The sequence below is a fragment of the Nocardia amamiensis NBRC 102102 genome (assembly GCF_001612745.1).
In the GTDB taxonomy this organism is placed as follows: Bacteria; Actinomycetota; Actinomycetes; order Mycobacteriales; family Mycobacteriaceae; genus Nocardia; species Nocardia amamiensis.
Map to the genome: position 1 here is coordinate 36,792 of NZ_BDBA01000024.1, position 17,048 is coordinate 53,839.

The window sequence follows — 17,048 nt, forward strand, 5'->3', positions numbered from 1 at the left end:
TCCGCCCATGCTCGCTGAGGACGGGGTGACGATCCTGCTGCCGTTGCGTGGCCGGACCGAGGATGGCGTCTATTACAGCGGCTTCGAGGAGTTCCACCCCGGCGACCCGGGCTACGCCGAGATGCTCCCGGCGGCGAGGGAGAACCCGGTATCGGAGAGTGAACCGCCGGAACGCCCCGTCGACAACGACACCTTGGCCCAGATCCTGCGCGAGGCCGGCCTGGACGGACCCGGCGGCGAAGAGGGCTAGCCCATCGCGCCACGCCGCACGCAGCGTAGGCGCATCCTGTCTATCGCTGCTCGCACGAGCCCGCGAGCTGAGGTCGCCTGCCGCGATCAGAGTTGAGGCGACTTGACTACCACGCATGGACTGGTCAACAGCGAGGTATCGGTTGCCAGCCCGGAAGCGAGCAGTGCCGCGGCGACGAGGTTCAGAACCTCGGTGGGTGCGATGTCCGACTGGATATGGCCGGTGGCGGCGCGGCGGTGGAACTCCTCCGCCGCTGCTCTCGCATCGGAGAGATGTGCGGCTCGGTGGCAGTGCGGTCCTTGGAACCCGCGGACACGAACGCTTCCCAGATCAGCAGATCGAGTGAACCACTGAGCAGGCTTTCCGCGTCCACTCCGGCCCGGATCGGGCGGTGCAGCGTCTCAGCGAGCCGGTGCGTCACATACGACGCCTGCTGGACGCCGAATGCGAGCGCGATGGTTCCGGCGCCCGCGCACCACGGGCGTCCCGCCTCGCCGTCTCGTTGTCGCCCGAGGCCACCTGTGGCGGGAGGATTGGGGATGAACAGCGGCGCCTCGAAGCCGAGCGCGACGGGGCGGCCTTCGTTGAGGTCGGCCGCGAGCGAGGTGACGAGGTCGTCCAAGTCGCGACCGCCACTCGCTCCGACTTCCGCGATGCGCCACCATCCGACATTCGCGAGCTTGCCGACATCGATGGCGGCGACAACGAGCTGGTTGGGCGGCATACCGGCAACATATCCCCGTTCCCGCGCCTCCGTGCGGCCCAGGGGTGGAGAAATGCCGCTTCGAGCTGCGCCGACGTTGTGCCCTCTGCGCGACTCCTCCGCCGGGTCAGCCGCCTTCCCACCGTTGATGCATGCTATTCTGTGCATGAAGTACTGCATGTAATTCATGCACAGGAGGGTGGGTAATGGCGACGGTTCAGGTGCGAGACGTCCCAGACGAAGTGGCCGCAGTGATCGCAGAGAAAGCTAGTGCCGAGCACAAATCGGTGTCGGCGTATCTGCGGGACCTGATGGCAGCAGATGTCCGGCGGGAACTGCAACGGCGGGCTATCGCCACATGGGACGAAGAGTTGAAGCAGACGCAGCAGCGGTTGGGTATCACCGGTCGGGCGACGGTGTCGGGAGCCGAAGCGGTGCGTGAAATTCGGGACGGTTACGACCGGGGCGAAGAGTGATCGTCGTCGATGCCTCGGTCTGGGTCGATCTGCTGCGAGGGGCGCTGCCGTCCGGCTATGCGGACCGGATCCGCATAGCCGGGTGTGTTTCCCCTCCGCATGTGGACTTCGAAGTCGGCTCCGCGCTGATCCGGCTGGCGCGACGCGGCGAACTGGAACTCGAGCAGGCGCGTGCATTGATCGATGCGTTCAGCAATCACCCCGTGGAGCGGATCCGCGAACCGGTCGATTCGGTTTCCGCCGTGGGATTGATCGATAACGCCACGTACGCGGATGCCTGGTATATCGCGCTTGCCCAGCGCCTCGCCTATCCACTGATGACCCTGGATGATGGGATGCAGAAGGCCGCCCGGATCCACGGGGTGGAAGTGGTGGGTGCGTCCGGCTGACCCCGGTACCGTTACTACGGCCGGGTCGTATCCCGTTCGCCGATCACACCGCCTGGTCATGCGTGATGGTCTTGTTTTCCGTACAAACCTCGCCGCCGCGCGGAGGGCCGGACAGTCAAGAGTGGCCGTTATCGCCCGTCGACACCACTTCGGTACCGGGCGACGAACCGGCGCAGCATTTCCCCGGGAATGGGGACGGATTCTTGATGGCCTAGGGCCGTCAAACGTTCCGCCTCGTCCGGGTCGAAATATCCGGCGTCACGGTAGGTTTCGATGCGGAGTGCCAAGCCCTTGCTGTCCAATTCGGGATGGAACTGGGTTGCGTAGATATTCCTTCCGACCCGGATCATCTGTACCGGGCAACCGGCCGACTCGGCCAGCAGTTCCGCGCCCGGTGGCACCTCTTGGCAAGCTTCCTTGTGTCCGACGAACGCCCGGAACGAGCGCGGAATGTCGGCCAGCAGGGGGTCTTCGCTGCCTTCGTCGGTCAGGATCATAGTCTGCGCGCCCGCTGTTTCAGCGAATCGTCGGTCGCTCACCTCGCCGCCCAATACCTGGGCCAAGATGCCCAATCCATAGCATGCGCCGAAATATGGGAAGTCCCTGGCGACAACCTCGGCGACCAGCTGCCTCAGTTTCGGCTCGAACTGTTTTTGATAATCAAATTTCTGGTCGGCGGGATAACTGACATTGCTCGGTCCGCCGCCGACGATCACAGCCGAGAAATCATCCAGGTCGATATCGGGTAGTCCCTGGTCCATGTGTACTCGCACCAGTTCCTCGGTATCGAGGCGAGAAAATCGCAGCACGGCGCGATGCTCGTCGTCCGCCGCCTCGCGCTCGGGTCGCAACTGCAATAGCAGATAGGGTTTTGACGCGCTCACCGTAGACCGTCACGAATATCGAGCTCGAGCTTCAGAGCCTGACCTGATGCCACGATTGCCCTCCACTCACGGTCAGTATTCCCCGGCTGTGAAACACAGGTGCTACGCCGACATGCTGTCCACGACGCTCTGCGAGTTGATGTTAATGGACCATCCTCCGTCCCGGCTGGAAATGCAGCCGCCGGAGGGGGCGACGATCCATCCATCGTCGCCAGGAAGCGGGAAGGGTGCCGCTGGGCCTGTCGGCGGGTTCTGAAAAGCGTGCTGGTGAAAGTTCACCGATCAGGCGGGTCCTCGCTCTCTATCCGCTGCCTGATCGCCTCCACCGATCGATCTTTCGGGATGCGCTCCGGCCACACCAGCACCGCGATGAGCACACCTAACGGTAGGCCGACCGCGACCGCGATTCCGGCCACGATCCATCCGTCGCCGATCATCGTTTCCACCCGCCCTGATTCTGCATTTGCATATTCGCTCCCATCCCACGCGGCTGCATCAGTTGAGCGCGGGGAAGTCCATGATTGCGGCGACGATCGCGGTGTCCCAGTCCGTCGCTTCGGCACCGTTGAGGATGACATCGAGCAGTGGCGCGCTGGCCAGGCTCCCGGCTCCGTGGTGTCCGGCGTCCCGCGCGCTGACGATGACCGCGTATAGAACGGCGGCGTAGATCTTGGCGCGCGGAACGGTGAGCTTGTGGCCCTGTGCGGCGCGTTCGGCCAGCCGGGCATCCACGGCCGCGATGACCTCGTACAGCGCGCGGACTTCGATCTCGGTGAACCTGTTCATGATCCGAACTCGACCGGTCGCCGGGGCCGCGATTCGGGGACGAGTCTGCCCGTGTGGATCAGGTGTGTCTTGGCTTGGAGCTTGACCGGACACGCGGTGATCGGGCATTCCTTGTGCGTCTGCATGATCAGATGCGCGCGGCCGGTGGTCATGACAGACAGCGAGCTGTGGTCCATGACGGATCAACCCTCCATTGGATCGAAGACGTTGGGAGCACCCGGAACCGAGGGCTGGACCGCACCATCCGGCAACAGTGCTCCTCGACCGTGCCGGATGCCCACTGGCAAAGGGCAGATGCCAGGGATTTCCCGGTTCCGGGTGCGGGCCGAGTAGACACCCGAAACACCGAGGTGGACAGGCTATTTGGACCATCCATCCGAATTCGTCCATTTCCCCAGCAACCCGTCCGCGCCGCGTGCACAATGTCATCCAGCACCACGCGACGGGCCATCCATGAAGTCGACCGGGTGCCATCCACGAAACAGGGGGACGAAGCCATATGGGGAAGATTCCGACCACCATCCCGCGCCGTCAGTTGGGCCGACATCTCCGTGAGATGAGACTCGAGGCGGGGCTGTCGATCCAGGACGCTGCCCGGCTGATCGAGCGGGGCGCGGGCACGCTACAGCGCCTGGAGAGCGGGACTCCAAGAACCCGACCGGCCCGGCGCTGATCTTCGCCCCCGCGGAGTGGGACGCCTTCACCGCTGGCTTGGCTGACGGCGAGTTCGAGCGACCGTAAGAACCATCACAAGCGATAGCGAGAGTCCTGGGCAGCTGTCAAAGGAGAAAAGGCCTGACCCAGTCGTTGAACCGCTGGGCCATCTCCGCCTGCGCTGCCGCGAGGACTGCTGCGGGGTCCTCTGCCACCGCCAGGCCGAACTGCTGGTCGAGCCAGGCTACGTACTCGTCGTGACCATCACTGTATGGCTCGTCCTCGCTGCGGTAGAAGTAGGCTTCTTCCACGTCGACGTTTATCTCCGAGTCCAAGCCGAGGAGCTGAAACAGCTCCCGCACGTGGCGGGCCACAACGTGCTCCCCGCCTTCATCTCCGAAGACGACCACCGGCAGCGTGGCTGGATCGGCCTGCTCGTCGAGCCGCCAGAGCGCGTAGAACGAGCCGGAACCGTTGGCCTGCGCGAAGGGGATCAGCCGGTCGGTGAACTTTGGGTCCTTCGACCAGCCCGCCACCAGCCCGGAGATGTCCCCGAAATCCGTAAGCCCGAATCCGGCGGCGTAATTCTCGAAGCCGAGTCGGTCTTGCAGTTCCTTCAGAAGATTCAGTTCCGCGACGGGCGAGTATGCGCTGTTCATTGTGTCTCCAAGCAGGCTAGCGGGACGTGACGTGTCCGCATCCCCGGACAGGTTGGCTGTGTTGATCATGCCGCTAGTGGGGGAGGTGCGGTTCGTGGGTCACCGTGAGGGCTTGTGTTCAATGATTGCGTTGTGGCACTTCGGCGCTCGGGTGTCGATCGGGAGTGCGCAGAGGAGCGCCGACGTGGTGCAGGTGTCTCAGTGCCTCGCGGTATGAGGAGATCAGCCCGGTTTCGTGGTAGGGCACACCGATTTCGGTGCAGTAGTCGCGCACGATCACCTGGGCGTGACGCAGGTTCGGCGTCGGCATGCTCGGGAACAAATGATGTTCGATCTGATAGTTGAGCCCGCCGAGGGCGAGGTCGGTCAACGCGCCACCGCGCACGTTGCGGGAGGTCATCACCTGGCGACGGAGGTAGTCGGGGCGTTCGTTGCCGGTCAAGGTCGGCATGCCTTTGTGGTTCGGGGCGAAGATGCAGCCCATGTACAGGCCGAAGAGGCCTTGGTGGACAGCAAGGAACGCGAAGGCTTTGTCGGCGGGCAGAACCGCGAACAGTGCGGCCAGGTAGGTGGCGAAGTGGCCGAACAGCAGTGTGCCCTCCAATTTGCGGTGTTTGACCGATCGATTTCTGAGCGCGCGTACGCCGGCGACATGGAGGTTCAGGCCCTCCAGCAACAGGAGGGGGAAGAACAGGAATGCCTGCGCTCTCCCGATGAGCCGAGGCAGACCGCGGCTGGATCGTGCCTGCTGTTGTGACCAGACCAGAATGTCGGGCGCGACGTCGGGGTCGAGTTCCTCGTGGTTCGGGTTGGCGTGATGCCGGGTGTGCTTGTCCTGCCACCAGCCGTAGCCCAGGCCGATGCCGGCGTTGCCGACGAGTCGTCCCATGAGCTCTGTCGGCTGCCGTAGCCGGAAGACTTGGCGGTGTGCGACATCGTGCATGACGAGTGCGATTTGAGCGAATGTCACGGCCATGAACCCCGCGACCAGCAGCGTCCACCACGAATCGCCGATGAGGACGAACGCCGCCCAGCCGGCTGCGAACGCGACCCCGACGAGGCTGAGGCGGACGGCGTAGTAGACGGGACGCCGGTTCATCAGCCCCGCGTCGGAGATCCGGGCCAATAGACGGGCGTAATCACCGTTGGCGCCGCGCTGCGGTGACCGTGGAGATGACTCGGGGACCAAGGCAGGTGTCGTCATAGATCTTCCTGAGAGCTGGGTCGGCGACGCCACCTCCGTCCGTCGAAGATGTCGGCCGGTCGATGTCGGAGCGGGGCGCCGATTTCGATACCCCGAAGCTATCGGCCGGATTCTCGTTACCCGTAACCCTTTGGTATGACATGGAATCGGACTGCGGTGTGATATTGGATGCCTACCGCACGTGCCGACTCCTCGAACCGCTCAGCTGCTGGCGGACGCTCGATCTCGTGGTGTCGGCTACGAGCACAGCTCACCGCTGTTGCGCTGAGCTCGGGCACCGTCGGCATCGGCTACTAGTCAGCTCGTGATCGCCTCGTACGCGGCCAGCAGCACGCCGAGCGACCGATCGTAGCCGCGGTTCCAGAGCATCTGGTTCATCACATACGACACCGTCATTCGATGCTCGAAGTCGACGAGCACCAGCGAACCGCCCCACCCACCCCACGAACACGTGCGGTTCTCCAACCGGTATCCCATACCCCAGCGGATCGGATAGTCCAGGATGCGGTCGGCGCCGCGGAACTGTTCGTCGAAGACGCGCTCGCACCCGTCCGGTGACAGCAGCCGGACCCCGCCGACAGTGCCACCGCACGCCAGCACCGACTGCACAGCGGCGACCGAGCGGGCATTGCCGTGACCGTTCACGGCGGGGATCTCGGCGCGCCGCCACTGCACCGTGTTCGCGTCGGACACCCCGACCGGGAATCCCGGCGGTTTGTCCCCTTCGGGCGCGGGGAGCAGTGTGGCGACGCGCCGGTCGTGCTCGGCGGCGAGCCCGATATGGAAGTCGGCGCCCAGCGGCCCGGCCACCTCCTCGGCGAAGAACGTGCCGACACTGCGCCCGGTCACCCGTGCGATGACCTCACCAACCAGGAACCCGAAGGTGATCGCGTGATATCCGGCCGCGGTGCCCGGCGCCCATTGTGGTGGCTGCGCGGCCAGCCGCGCAGTGACCATCGACCACTCGTACAGGTCGGCGGCCGCGACCGGATCGTCCCAGACCGGCAGGCCCGCCGTATGACCCAGCAACTGCCGAACCCGCACATCCTGCTTTCCCGCGGCCGCGAACTCCGGCCAGTAGACCGCGACCGGCGCGTCCAGATCGAGGTCGCCGCGATCGGCCAGGATCAGTGCACACAACGCCACCATCGTCTTGGTCGTCGACCACACGGTGACGATGGTGTCGCGCTCCCACGCGACGGTGCCGGCGGCGTCGGCGTATCCGCCCCAGATATCGACCACCGGCGCACCGTCGACGAACACCGCCGCGGCCGCGCCGACAGCATCGGAGTCCAGCGAGGCCGCCAGCGCCTCGGCGACCGCGCCGAATCGGTCATCACACCAGCCTTCGATCTGCGCCACGGGCGTAACCTAGCCAGACCACGAACATCCGAGCCACCCATTTTCCGGCCGAATAGGTTGGCTACCGGGCCTAGAATCGCGCGCATGTCTTGCAGGATCACCGAACTGGTCATCGACTGTGCCGACCCACAACGGCTGGCGGACTTCTGGTGCGAAGTCCTCGGCTACGTCGAACTCGGCTGGGAGGGCGACGACCACCTGGAGATCGGCCCGCCCGGAACCGGCTTCGGCGGGCCCCAGCCCACACTGGTTTTCGGTCGCAGCGCCGAGCCGAAGCGCGGGAAGCTGCCGCTGCACTTCGACGTGAACCCCACCGACCGCGATCAGGACGCGGAACTGGCCCGGCTGCTCGCCGCGGGTGCGCGGAAGGTCGACATCGGCCAGCCCGGCGCCGCAACGTGGCACGTACTGGCCGACCCGGAGGGGAACGAATTCTGCCTCCTCCGGCGCCGGGTCGAGGCAGTGGAGAGCCACCCGAGCACACGGTAATGCCGCTGAACGCGTGATCGGGTGCGGTCGGGAGGCAATAGAACCGGTTTGTTCGGCGCGGGCGGTCGCATTGCTCGATGTACGTTCCCAGATCAGTTGTTACGCTGCGGCGATGGTCGGAAGTGTTGGTATTGACCTCGTGTGGGCGCGGTTCGAGACGTGGCTGCGTGGTGCTGCGCCGCTGATCGCGGAGAATCTCTGCCCACCGGCCGATGACAGGGTTCTCGCCCGCTCCGAGGCGGATTTGTGTCGGGCACTGCCCGAAGAGCTCGAGACCGTGCTGAAGATCCATAACGGTGGGCGTGCGATCTTTAACGGATTCGACCTGCTCAGTGCGGAATCCATCGTCAAGGCATACCGGAGGATCGGTGAGCTGGACGCCGATGGGGGCCGTGGGTGGATCCCCTTTGCGTATTCGGTGGGTGGTGACTACCTGTGCATTGATATGGCGCCCGGACCGGCGGGTACTGCAGGGCAGGTCTTCCGATGGAACCACGACGACGACCACGATCCGCCGATGGCCCCGAACCTGACGGCGTGGCTGGCGCGAGTCGTGACATCCGCCGAAGCCGGTGACATCGTCTACGACACAGACCGCGCGGAGTTCCTGCCCTGCAACAGCTCAGTCGGCTTCGCAACTGTGTTCGATGCCGAGCCGCCGATGCGGTTCGATGCAGCGCGCAGCGAAGTGGAACTGCGTGGACTGCGCAGTGTGGCCCTGCGGTCGGTTGAATCAGCAGGGCGGCTGCCCGACGGCTGCCGTATCGAGCTGGTACGAGCGGGAGCGGTCGTGTACGACTGGGACGTCGACGAACTGCGTGCAGCGGAGGATTGTGCCACGGATTTCAACGTCTTCATCGAGGAGCCCGCGCCCTGGGTGATGGTCGGTACAGGCGCGGTACTACGTGTTTCGGGACGGGCTCCTGACGACATCATGTGGGTGACGCTCGACTCCGACGACGTCGCATCCTAATCACCCACCGCCTTTCGACAGCGGCGTCAGTGGGAGATGCTGTCCGGCTGCGGATACGGCTCGATCATCACCCGCGTCGATTTCGGGATTGCCTTGGATCTGGGCGAGTTCCGCGCGGGGAGCTACTGCACAAGACGGGACAGCATCCGACGGCGTGACGGGGGGTGGTCTAGCTCACCTTGTGTGCGTTGTTCAATTGTCGGGTAGGGGGAGTCGGGCCAGTTCGGCGCGCGACGCGACGCCCAGTTTCGGGAAGGCCTTGTACAGGTGTGAGGCGACCGTGCGTGGGCTCAGGAACAGTTGCGCGCCGATCTCGCGGTTGGACGCACCAGTGACTGCCAGACGGACCACCTGCAGTTCCTGCGGTGTGAGCAGCGACTGGTCCCCACGCTGCGGCAGCGTTGTCCCGGTGGCTCGCAGCTCGGTGGCAGCGCGGGCAGCCCAGGGGGCCGCGCCGAGCTGGTCGAAGGTTTCCATGGCCGACTCGAGCTGGACGCGAGCCTGAGCTCGTCGTTTGTTGCGGCGCAACCATTCTCCGTAGACGAGGCGGGTGCGTGCCTGGTCGAAGGGTTGGGTGTCCTCGGCGTGCAGGGCGAGCGCGGCGTCGTAGAGTGCTGCGGCGCTGTGGTCGGGGGCCAGCAGTGCGCGGGCCCGTTGGAGCACGGCCCGCGGCGCCGGGCGGCCGGTGGACTCCGCCCATTGGGCGAAGCGGTCGAGATATTGATGAGCCCGCGAGGGTTCGCCCGCCCGGACGGCTGCTTCGATGTAGTCCGGCCACAGATACCGCCACAGGAAGGCGTGCCGCAGTTGGCCGGTCATCACGCGATCGGCCCGGTCGAGCATGGCGCGGTAGTGGCCGAGTCCCAGGTCGAGCGTCGCCCGGGCGTACTCGGCCCAGCAGTCGGCCATCACCCACTGGCGGTGATCCGCGTCGCAGATCGCCTGCTGGGCCATTGATTCGCATTCCTCCCGGTCACCGGCGGCCGCGGACAGCCAGGCATGGACGGCTGCCAGGTATCCGCGCCACATCGGCTGGCCGACATCGGTGGCCAGGGCCAGGCCCGCGCCTGCTGTGGCGCGCGCGGATCGGTGCCGGCCGTCGAGCAGTTCGGCGATGGCGAGTAGCACCATGGTCTGCGGTAGGCGACCGAGCCGCCCTTCGGCTCGGCACTGCTGCACCAGGGCTGTCGCGCTGTCGAGCATGCCGTCGATATCGGCCCGGTCGAGGCCCTGCAGTCCGATGAGGAAACGCAGTTCGTAGGGGACGTTCTCGTCTGGGTCCGGGGGTCGGTAGGACGGGACGGCCACGGCGTCGCCCTGCAGGATGAGCCGGAAGGCGTGGTTGATCGTGCGCACCGCGGTGAGGGCGCTGTCGTCGCCGGTGGGGCACAGCTGTTCGGTGCGGCGGGCGAGGACGAGCTGATCGGGGTGGGCGGCACTGGCCCACGTGTAGAAGCCTGCCACGCTCAGTAACGTCAGTTTGGTCGGCAGGTCGTCGGTGGCCTCGATACCGTCGTGCAGCAAGCGCACTCCCGCCAGCGGCCTGCCGTTCTCCACTTCGAGAACGGCACGCGCATAGGCGAGTTCGGCCAGGACCGGCCCCGGCACCGTGACCGATGCGGTCCGCGCGCGAGCTTCGTCCACCAGTTCGGCGGCGCGCTGCCACAGGCCGGCCTCGATGGCGGCGTGTGCCGCGACGACCCAGCGCCGGACGGCGTCGGCGGGATCGGTGGACAGCTCCGCCGCCCGGGCGTAGGCCGCCGATATCGCGGTCTGTCCGCCGCGGCTGCGGGCCCGCAGCGCCATGTTCTCGAGTTCCTGTGCCACCTGTTCATCGGGTGTCTGGGTGATCGCGGCCAGATGCCAGGCGCGACGGTCGGTGTCGGATGTCCGGGCCAGGGCGCGGTGTGCGGCCATGCGCTCGGCGATATCGCAGGCCAGCAGTACCGCTGTCGAGACGAGTGGATGGTGGAAGGTGAGACCGTCCGGGCCGACCCGGATCAGGCCTGCGCGTTCGGCTGCGGCGAAGTCGGCCAGGGACGCGTCGAGCAGTTCGACGGCGTGCGACAGCCGGTCGAGTCGGTCGTGGTGGTCCAGCGCTGCCACCAGCAGACAGGTGCGTGTGGCGGCGGGCAGCGTCGCGACGCGGTCGCGGAATCCGATCAGGACGCGGTCGGTGGCCTGATGGGCGCAGCCGAGGGAGAACGACAGCGGCAGACGGGCGCCGGTGCGCTGCTCGGGGGTGAGCATGCGGGGCAGCTCGCGCAACGCGAGTGGATTGCCCTGTGCCTCGGTGATCAGCTGATCGCGGACCGCGGGCGGAAGGTCTGCCGCTTCGACGGCGAGCAGTTCGCGAGCCGCCTCGGCGTCGAGGCCGCGAATGTGCAGCCCGGGTAGACCGTGCGCTGCGAATGCCTGTGTGCGAGTAGCGAACAGGACGACGACGGGCTCGTAGTGCAGGCGGCGGGCGGCGAACAGCAGCGCGTCGGCGGACTCACCGTCGAGCCACTGCGCGTCGTCGATCAGGCACAGCATGGGACCCTGCAGAGACAGCTCCACCAGCAGATTGAGCGTCGCCAGCCCGACGAGAAACCGATCCGCCTTGGTGGCGGCGCCGACGCCGAGAGCACCGCGCAACGCCGCTGCCTGCTGGGGCGGCAACGCGTCGGTGTGATCGAGAACCGGGCGCAGCAGCAGATGCAGGGCGGCGAAGGGCAGGTCTGCTTCGGACTGGATCCCGGCTACGCGCAGGACCTGTCCGCGCGCATCGGCGGCGGCGTGGGCCAGGAGTGCGGACTTTCCGATGCCGGCCTCACCGCAGACGACCAGCGCGCCGGATCCGTGTTCGAGTAGCTCGGAGATGGCCGACAGCTCCGGCTCCCGGCCGAACAGCATGGGTGCCGCGTCGTGTGATGTGTTGGTGCCCTTCATGTTAGCGCCGTGCTCCGGCGGTAGAAGGCGATCTGTTCGGCGACGACGCGGTCCCGGAAGCCGGGAGGTCGCCCCTGCACCGCACCCTGGAAGAACTGAATGGCACCTTGTTTCGCATGAGTATCGCCCCGGTCGATCGACTGACTTTGGATAGACACTCTAGCGGAGAATTTTACTTCGGGTAAGTCTATTTCGCCTGATATTCATGAGAAAAACGCAGAATACGCCGTCTCAATAACAAAAGATTCTGCGATTTGATTGTGAAACTGAGACGGCGTTCACGCTACGCGTGCGCCCGGGTCGCTGCACTACGTGACCGGCAGTGGGTCCGCCGCCGGTCGATCCGCCGCGGCGAGCTGACGGCTCTCCTTGACGAGGAAGTAGATCAGCAATGCGCTCATGATGAAGTGGCCCCCTGCGGTGTAGAGGCCCGGGAAATAGCCGCCTTTGATGATCGGGAATACGAAGTGTGAGATGCCGTTGAGCAGACCCGCGCCCAGGGCGTACCACCACAGGAAGAAGTTGGACACGCGGATTCGGTAGAGCGCGCCCGCGCCGGCGAAGAAGTACAGCGCGCCGAAGCCGAAGACGAACACCAGCAGGAACTCTCGCTCGGGCCAGTCGCGGGGGGAGTCGAACAATTCGACGATCTCGTGGGGGAAGCCACCGGTGTATTCCTCGGCCATGTGGATCAGCTGAAAGCCGACCGCGCACAGATAGATGGCGACAGCTTTCCGTGATTTCACCGGGCGCCGGTAGCTGAAGGCGATCCATCCGGTGTAGGCCAGAACGCTGGCTGCCGTGAGGATGACGGCACCCTGGATGGGCAGAGTCAGCAGCGCCCAGGCGCAGAAGCCGACGGCAAGGACCGCCATCACGGCGGCCGAATAGGGTTCAGGTCGTTTGGTCATGAGCGAACCATAAGAACGTGGTGCCGCGGCCCGCCTCCGTCGGATGACTGATGTCGGGCCGGTGTACATCAGTCATCCAACGGAGGCGGCGGGAGACGGTGCGGACCTAACGTCGCCACCGTGAAAGTGATCGACGTGGCCGCGACGGCCCTGCTGGTGCTGTTGCCTGCCGCCCCGGCGCACGCCCACGTGATGGAATCCGGGTCGGAACTGCGTGTGACACAGACGTTTTCGGCAGGCGAGGTGACTCTGGTCCTGCCCGGCATCGCGCAGGCTCCCGCGCCGCTGCCGGTGAGCGCACACGCGCCGTACCCGATACGGCTCGAGCTGGAGCTGCGGTCGCTCACCGACGGCGGCACCTCGACGGGCACAGTGACCGCGGGCAGTGCAGCCGCGGCGCTGCAGATACGGCACGACGGTCCGCACGAACTGCGGGTCCGGGCGGATGACGAGGTGACGGTGATCCCGTTCCGGGTCGTGGTGCCCGAGCCTGCCGGGTGGGGGATGCTGGTCGACGGCGCCGCCCTCGTCGCCGGGTTGCTGCTGGTCGGCTCGGTACTGGCTACGCGCGGATCCCGTGTCCTGGTCGGCGGCGGCACCGCGGCAGCTGCCGTCGCGATCACGGTCACGCTGCTCACCCCGTATATGTCCGCGAACGGCGCCGCGGCGGCACCCGAGACCGGTAGGCCCTACGCCCAAGCTCGGTTCTCGACGCAGGCCGAGCCCGTCACCGGCGCCGACTTCACCCTCAGCGTGCGGTTGACCGACGGAGCGACCGGGCGGCCCGTCGACGACCTCGCCGTCCACCACGAGGCGATGGCTCACCTGGTGGTGACGAGCGAAGACGGCAGCGTCTTCCGGCATCTGCACCCGTTGCGGACCGCACCGGGCATGCTGGCGGTCAGCCTGAATGTCGCCCGGCCCGGCCGCTATCTGGCCTATCTCGAGATCGAACGGCAGCGGGCCGGTGGGCAATTGCTCACCGGTGCGTTCCACGTCGCCGGTGCGGTTCTGCCGGACACCGCCGACCACGACGGTGCTGGACGCGGTGCCATCGTTCCCCGGCTGTCGCCTGCAGTTCCGGTCGCCGGGAATCCGGTGACGATCGAGGTCGACACCGCAGGGCCGCACCAGCTCTGGCTCGGCATGCCCGGCCATCTCGTCGTCCGCAGTAGCGACGGCGACCGGCTGACGCACGTACACGCGGCCGCGGCGGGCATATCCGCGCTGCGGTTCACGGTCACCTTCCCCGAACCCGGCCGCTGCCTGGCGTGGGTCCAGTATGCGGTCGGCGACCGTGTCATCACCGAACCGTTCACACTGGAGGTTGTTCGATGAAGTATCCGAGTCTGTGTGTGCTCCTGGTGGGAGCGTCGGTCGCGGCCATATCGTGCGGGTCCGGTGACTCGCCCGAACCCGTGCAGGCCGCGGGTGCTCAGTACACCGTCACCGTGCGGGCAGCCGATCCCATCGAGGTACGGGTTGTATCGGGCGCCGCGGAAACGGTCACCCTGGCGGCCGTCATGCCCGCCATGGGGCACGCCGTGCCGCCCGTGGCGACCGTGCGGACCGGGCCGAATCTTTTCGTCGCCACCGGAAATCTGCTGACGATGGACGGTGAATGGGAGCTGTCCATCTCCCTCTCCGGTGACCGGGGCATGGAGACGATCACCGTCGACCTGCCGGTGTGACCCGCGATGGTCACACCCGACGGTAGATGATCGGCTGCGCGGCAATGCCGTTGGCCTGGAAGTTGGCCAGCACGAACCGGCGGAAACCGGGACGAAAGATCAAGCCGGGCAAGAAGGTTCGCCAATGCGGCCAGCTCGCGTGGTTGATGATCCCGTAGTCGTTCGGTTCGCCCGCCAGCGGCTCCATCATGGCGGAGTTGGGTAGCGCGGTCTTCGCCTGGAACCACCCCGCCGTGTACTCCCACACCCGCAGCAGGGTTTCGCGGTCGTCGGCGTAGAAGTAGTTGAACAGGAAAAGGTGATCCGGTCCATGGTCGACGTCGCCGAGGCGCCCGGCATTGCGCGCGACGATCTCGTGGGTGCGACGGGCAGCCGCCGTCATCGACTCGGCGAGTGTCCGATAGGCGGGGCTCTCGCGCAGCGCTTGTGCGGCAGCGACGGACTCGGTACGGACAAGGACGACGATGTCGTACCGCGCCGACCGGATTCCCCTGGCCGCCAGCAGTTCATCGCCCTCGCCCGGGGCGCGCAGCACCGCACGGAATACCGTGGCTTCCACCGCATCGATCGCCCTGGCCAGTACGGCGAGGTCGGTTGCCACCGCGCCCGGAGGAAACGCGAAATTGCCGCGCCATGTGCCGATTTCGCCAGCCAGTAGGAGAAACCCGTCGTCGGTGAGCGGCAAGGTGCGGGCTTTCACGGCCAAGTGATCGTTGATGAGCTTCATGGCAGGGAAGCTAATCCGGTGCGTCTGCCCGCCGCATCAGTCAGATGACTGAGGTTCCCACGCTCACCCGCCACGGCTGACCTCGTCCTGTATGTCGGCTACCCCCGCGCGCGTCGCTGTGGCCGGTTCAGCGAAGGGCGGAAGCGGCCTGAGCCAGCAAGTCGCACTGGTGTCGCCAGTCGCCACCCGCGATCCCGAACACGAGGTGGTCGGCGCCGGCGTCGCGGTAGGCGGCGAGACGTTCGGTGGCGCCTTCGAGGGGGCCGGTGATAGGGACGCGCATCGTGTCCTCGACGGATCGCCGGTAGGCGTGGCTGATTCCCGCGGCGATCTCGTCGCGGGTCGGTAATTCCGCGTCGGTGCCGAGGACGCCGGTGGCGCCGACCGCGACCGCAGGCACCGGTCGTCGACCCCTGGTTGCCAGGTCGGTGAGTTCGGCGAGTCCGGCTGCCAGTTCTGCCGGAGTGATCAGCGAGGGGAACCAGCCATCGGCCATCAGGGCGGCGCGACGGCGGGCCACCGCGGAGTGGTTACCTACCCACATCGGGGGAACCGGGACCGCGGGCGACAGCTGGACCTCGGCCGGCCCGGCGGGCTCGGGCACGGTGACACGGCGGCCCGCGAGCAGCTCGGGTAGCAGGCGCAGCGCGGTGTCGGTGCGAATTCCGCGCTGCACGTATGGGATTCCGGCGGCGGCCCACTGCGCGGGGTGTCCACCGGACCCGATGCCGAGCAATACCCGGCCGCCGCTGATGTGCTGCAGCGAGGCGATCTGTTTCGCCGCCCACGCCAGCGGGCGCAGCGCGGCGACGTACACGCTGGTGCCGAGGTGGATGCGGTGAGTGGCGGCCGCGGCTGCCGCGAGAGCGACGGTGCAGTCCAGCGACGGGGCGCCGGTGGCGAGGTGGTCGCCGTGCCAGACCCCGGCCAGGCCGGCCTGTTCGGCGTGGCGGGCCGCGGTCGCGATGTCGAGCTGTTGGTCGCGCTGGGTTGCCACCGAGGGCAGGATGACACCGATTCTCATGGAACGAGCACCACTTTGCCGACAGCCGTACGGTTTTCGAGCGCGGCGTGTGCCGCGGCGGCATCGGCGAGCGCGACCGGCGGGCCGAATTTGTGCTGCCGCACCGCGAACATGGCGAATATCCCTTCGCGTCGATCGCCAGAGCCGGTCGATCGCATACGGATGATCGTGGCGGCCATAGACTGACTACGGGTCAGCACCCTACCTGATATTTGACCGAAGGTAAGCCATTGACGACTTCCGAGCGCATCTTGGCCGCGGCGCGAATCCTGTTCGCCACGAGGGGGTATCGGGCCACCTCCATGCAGTCGATCGCCGATGACGTGGGAATCACCAAAGCGGCCCTGTACTACCACTTCGAATCCAAGGACGAGATCCTGCGTCAGCTCACCCTCCCGATGCTGGACGAGCTGGACGCGACGCTGGCCGCTGCCGAGGCGGAGCCGGATGCCGAGATGGTCCGGTGGCGGGCGATCGAAGGCTACGTTGATGTGCACCTCCGTCACCGCCATACCCTCACCATGCTGGTCCTGGATATGACATTGTTGGTCCAGGCCCCGGTGGCCGACCGATTCCGCGTGGCAATCGCGCTGGCGAACGAACTCGTCGCCGGGCCGGGTGCGAGCATCGAGCAGCGGGTTCGGGCCTGTCAGGTGGTCGCCGGCTTGGCCGATCCGGTGGTGTTGTTCCGCAACGAACCGGCCGACCGGCTGCGGCAACTGATCCTCGACGGCGCGCGGGCGCTGCTGGGAGCGCCGCTCCCGGCGCGCCCGCGCGGAGCCGCCCGCGGGCGAAACGGTGGACGGCCCGCCAAACTCGGCGCCGAACAGATCGAACAGATGCGGAAGCTGCACGCCCAAGGCGCAGGCATCGACGTGCTCGCCACCCGTTTCGAGGTCTCCCGCGCAACGATCTACCGCCATCTCAAAATGTAA

The 17,048-nt window shown here is 66.6% G+C and carries 23 protein-coding genes; 10 read left to right on the forward strand and 13 right to left on the reverse strand.

The annotated features are described in order from the left end of the window. Positions 1-7 precede the first annotated feature (7 nt). Positions 8-250, forward strand: a complete 243-nt coding sequence (locus NA4_RS06700; RefSeq protein ID WP_067465548.1) for a hypothetical protein — start codon at positions 8-10, stop codon at positions 248-250. A gap of 181 nt (positions 251-431) precedes the next feature. Here the strand turns inward: NA4_RS06700 and NA4_RS06705 are convergent, their stop codons facing one another. Next, positions 432-974, reverse strand: coding sequence for a hypothetical protein (locus tag NA4_RS06705; protein WP_067465552.1), 543 nt, complete (start codon positions 972-974; stop codon positions 432-434). Between the two features lie 185 nt (positions 975-1,159). Between NA4_RS06705 and NA4_RS06710 the strand changes: the two genes are divergently transcribed. Continuing rightward, on the forward strand, positions 1,160-1,429 hold the full coding sequence (locus tag NA4_RS06710; RefSeq protein ID WP_063709500.1) for a hypothetical protein: 270 nt from the start codon (positions 1,160-1,162) through the stop codon (positions 1,427-1,429). Continuing rightward, positions 1,426-1,818, forward strand: a complete 393-nt coding sequence (locus tag NA4_RS06715) for a type II toxin-antitoxin system VapC family toxin (RefSeq protein WP_067465562.1) — start codon at positions 1,426-1,428, stop codon at positions 1,816-1,818. Before NA4_RS06710 ends, NA4_RS06715 begins: the two co-directional genes overlap by 4 nt. Before the next feature lie 128 nt (positions 1,819-1,946). Here the strand turns inward: NA4_RS06715 and NA4_RS06720 are convergent, their stop codons facing one another. The 4 genes from NA4_RS06720 to NA4_RS06730 all read right to left on the reverse strand — a co-directional run bounded on the left by NA4_RS06720 (position 1,947) and on the right by NA4_RS06730 (position 3,640). Further along, a complete protein-coding gene (locus tag NA4_RS06720; protein WP_067465567.1) occupies positions 1,947-2,702 on the reverse strand; it encodes a glutamine amidotransferase in 756 nt (251 codons plus the stop codon). Between the two features lie 275 nt (positions 2,703-2,977). Next, on the reverse strand, positions 2,978-3,148 hold the full coding sequence (locus NA4_RS40125) for a hypothetical protein (RefSeq protein ID WP_157128850.1): 171 nt from the start codon (positions 3,146-3,148) through the stop codon (positions 2,978-2,980). A gap of 49 nt (positions 3,149-3,197) precedes the next feature. Further along, positions 3,198-3,488 carry a hypothetical protein gene (locus NA4_RS06725; protein ID WP_067465571.1) on the reverse strand — a complete coding sequence of 97 codons (291 nt, stop codon included), beginning with the start codon at positions 3,486-3,488 and terminating at the stop codon, positions 3,198-3,200. Beyond that, on the reverse strand, positions 3,485-3,640 hold the full coding sequence (locus tag NA4_RS06730; protein WP_157128851.1) for a hypothetical protein: 156 nt from the start codon (positions 3,638-3,640) through the stop codon (positions 3,485-3,487). The genes NA4_RS06725 and NA4_RS06730 overlap by 4 nt, the downstream gene beginning before the upstream one ends. A 404-nt stretch (positions 3,641-4,044) precedes the next feature. Here NA4_RS06730 and NA4_RS38750 point away from each other — a divergent pair, with 404 nt between their 5' ends. Beyond that, positions 4,045-4,161 (forward strand): helix-turn-helix domain-containing protein, encoded by a 117-nt coding sequence (locus NA4_RS38750; protein ID WP_245671150.1) that lies wholly within the window; start codon positions 4,045-4,047, stop codon positions 4,159-4,161. Next, a complete protein-coding gene (locus NA4_RS43615) occupies positions 4,161-4,229 on the forward strand; it encodes a hypothetical protein (protein WP_373862763.1) in 69 nt (22 codons plus the stop codon). The genes NA4_RS38750 and NA4_RS43615 overlap by 1 nt, the downstream gene beginning before the upstream one ends. A 38-nt stretch (positions 4,230-4,267) precedes the next feature. On the opposite strand, the gene NA4_RS06735 is transcribed toward NA4_RS43615, so the two are convergent. From NA4_RS06735 to NA4_RS06745, 3 genes are all read right to left on the reverse strand, one after another. Beyond that, a complete protein-coding gene (locus NA4_RS06735) occupies positions 4,268-4,870 on the reverse strand; it encodes a hypothetical protein (protein ID WP_218022260.1) in 603 nt (200 codons plus the stop codon). Positions 4,871-4,919: 49 nt separating this feature from the next. Then, positions 4,920-6,005 (reverse strand): fatty acid desaturase family protein, encoded by a 1,086-nt coding sequence (locus NA4_RS06740; protein ID WP_067465585.1) that lies wholly within the window; start codon positions 6,003-6,005, stop codon positions 4,920-4,922. Positions 6,006-6,302: 297 nt separating this feature from the next. Continuing rightward, a complete protein-coding gene (locus tag NA4_RS06745; RefSeq protein WP_067465590.1) occupies positions 6,303-7,367 on the reverse strand; it encodes a serine hydrolase domain-containing protein in 1,065 nt (354 codons plus the stop codon). Between the two features lie 84 nt (positions 7,368-7,451). Here NA4_RS06745 and NA4_RS06750 point away from each other — a divergent pair, with 84 nt between their 5' ends. Then, a complete protein-coding gene (locus tag NA4_RS06750; RefSeq protein ID WP_067465594.1) occupies positions 7,452-7,856 on the forward strand; it encodes a VOC family protein in 405 nt (134 codons plus the stop codon). A 70-nt stretch (positions 7,857-7,926) separates the two neighbouring features. Beyond that, complete coding sequence (locus NA4_RS06755; protein WP_157128852.1) at positions 7,927-8,829, forward strand: SMI1/KNR4 family protein; 903 nt, start codon at positions 7,927-7,929, stop codon at positions 8,827-8,829. A gap of 192 nt (positions 8,830-9,021) precedes the next feature. Here the strand turns inward: NA4_RS06755 and NA4_RS06760 are convergent, their stop codons facing one another. After that, positions 9,022-11,760: an AAA family ATPase gene (locus NA4_RS06760; RefSeq protein ID WP_084496864.1), complete on the reverse strand. Its 2,739-nt coding sequence runs from the start codon at positions 11,758-11,760 to the stop codon at positions 9,022-9,024. 308 nt (positions 11,761-12,068) lie between these two features. Further along, the gene (locus NA4_RS06765) at positions 12,069-12,671 is read right to left on the reverse strand and encodes an HXXEE domain-containing protein (protein ID WP_067465603.1); all 603 of its coding nucleotides are present in this window, start codon (positions 12,669-12,671) and stop codon (positions 12,069-12,071) included. Between the two features lie 120 nt (positions 12,672-12,791). On the opposite strand from NA4_RS06765, the gene NA4_RS06770 reads away from it, so the two are divergent. Next, on the forward strand, positions 12,792-14,009 hold the full coding sequence (locus tag NA4_RS06770) for a DUF8832 domain-containing protein (RefSeq protein WP_157128853.1): 1,218 nt from the start codon (positions 12,792-12,794) through the stop codon (positions 14,007-14,009). Then, on the forward strand, positions 14,006-14,362 hold the full coding sequence (locus NA4_RS06775) for a hypothetical protein (protein WP_067465613.1): 357 nt from the start codon (positions 14,006-14,008) through the stop codon (positions 14,360-14,362). Before NA4_RS06770 ends, NA4_RS06775 begins: the two co-directional genes overlap by 4 nt. Before the next feature lie 10 nt (positions 14,363-14,372). Here NA4_RS06775 and NA4_RS06780 read toward each other — a convergent pair whose 3' ends face one another. From NA4_RS06780 to NA4_RS06790, 3 genes are all read right to left on the reverse strand, one after another. Further along, positions 14,373-15,089: a hypothetical protein gene (locus NA4_RS06780; RefSeq protein WP_067465617.1), complete on the reverse strand. Its 717-nt coding sequence runs from the start codon at positions 15,087-15,089 to the stop codon at positions 14,373-14,375. A gap of 127 nt (positions 15,090-15,216) precedes the next feature. Beyond that, entirely contained in the window at positions 15,217-16,113 is an 897-nt protein-coding gene (locus tag NA4_RS06785) for an LLM class flavin-dependent oxidoreductase (protein WP_067465622.1), read from the reverse strand. After that, positions 16,110-16,292 (reverse strand): hypothetical protein, encoded by a 183-nt coding sequence (locus NA4_RS06790; RefSeq protein WP_067465627.1) that lies wholly within the window; start codon positions 16,290-16,292, stop codon positions 16,110-16,112. Before NA4_RS06790 ends, NA4_RS06785 begins: the two co-directional genes overlap by 4 nt. A 51-nt stretch (positions 16,293-16,343) precedes the next feature. Between NA4_RS06790 and NA4_RS06795 the strand changes: the two genes are divergently transcribed. Further along, positions 16,344-17,048 carry a TetR family transcriptional regulator gene (locus NA4_RS06795; protein ID WP_067465632.1) on the forward strand — a complete coding sequence of 235 codons (705 nt, stop codon included), beginning with the start codon at positions 16,344-16,346 and terminating at the stop codon, positions 17,046-17,048.

Excerpts from the sequence above, each read along its gene's own strand:
- NA4_RS06765 (WP_067465603.1), bottom strand. The coding sequence starts at position 12,671 with ATGACCAAACGACCTGAACCCTATTCGGCCGCCGTGATGGCGGTCCTT.
- NA4_RS06790 (WP_067465627.1), bottom strand. The coding sequence starts at position 16,292 with ATGGCCGCCACGATCATCCGTATGCGATCGACCGGCTCTGGCGATCGA.
- NA4_RS06710 (WP_063709500.1), top strand. The coding sequence starts at position 1,160 with ATGGCGACGGTTCAGGTGCGAGACGTCCCAGACGAAGTGGCCGCAGTG.
- NA4_RS06700 (WP_067465548.1), top strand. The coding sequence starts at position 8 with ATGCTCGCTGAGGACGGGGTGACGATCCTGCTGCCGTTGCGTGGCCGG.
- NA4_RS06760 (WP_084496864.1), bottom strand. The coding sequence starts at position 11,760 with ATGAAGGGCACCAACACATCACACGACGCGGCACCCATGCTGTTCGGC.
- NA4_RS06780 (WP_067465617.1), bottom strand. The coding sequence starts at position 15,089 with ATGAAGCTCATCAACGATCACTTGGCCGTGAAAGCCCGCACCTTGCCG.
- NA4_RS06730 (WP_157128851.1), bottom strand. The coding sequence starts at position 3,640 with ATGACCACCGGCCGCGCGCATCTGATCATGCAGACGCACAAGGAATGC.
- NA4_RS06735 (WP_218022260.1), bottom strand. The coding sequence starts at position 4,870 with ATGATCAACACAGCCAACCTGTCCGGGGATGCGGACACGTCACGTCCC.
- NA4_RS06740 (WP_067465585.1), bottom strand. The coding sequence starts at position 6,005 with ATGACGACACCTGCCTTGGTCCCCGAGTCATCTCCACGGTCACCGCAG.
- NA4_RS06775 (WP_067465613.1), top strand. The coding sequence starts at position 14,006 with ATGAAGTATCCGAGTCTGTGTGTGCTCCTGGTGGGAGCGTCGGTCGCG.
- NA4_RS06750 (WP_067465594.1), top strand. The coding sequence starts at position 7,452 with ATGTCTTGCAGGATCACCGAACTGGTCATCGACTGTGCCGACCCACAA.
- NA4_RS38750 (WP_245671150.1), top strand. The coding sequence starts at position 4,045 with ATGAGACTCGAGGCGGGGCTGTCGATCCAGGACGCTGCCCGGCTGATC.
- NA4_RS06725 (WP_067465571.1), bottom strand. The coding sequence starts at position 3,488 with ATGAACAGGTTCACCGAGATCGAAGTCCGCGCGCTGTACGAGGTCATC.
- NA4_RS06705 (WP_067465552.1), bottom strand. The coding sequence starts at position 974 with ATGCCGCCCAACCAGCTCGTTGTCGCCGCCATCGATGTCGGCAAGCTC.
- NA4_RS06785 (WP_067465622.1), bottom strand. The coding sequence starts at position 16,113 with ATGAGAATCGGTGTCATCCTGCCCTCGGTGGCAACCCAGCGCGACCAA.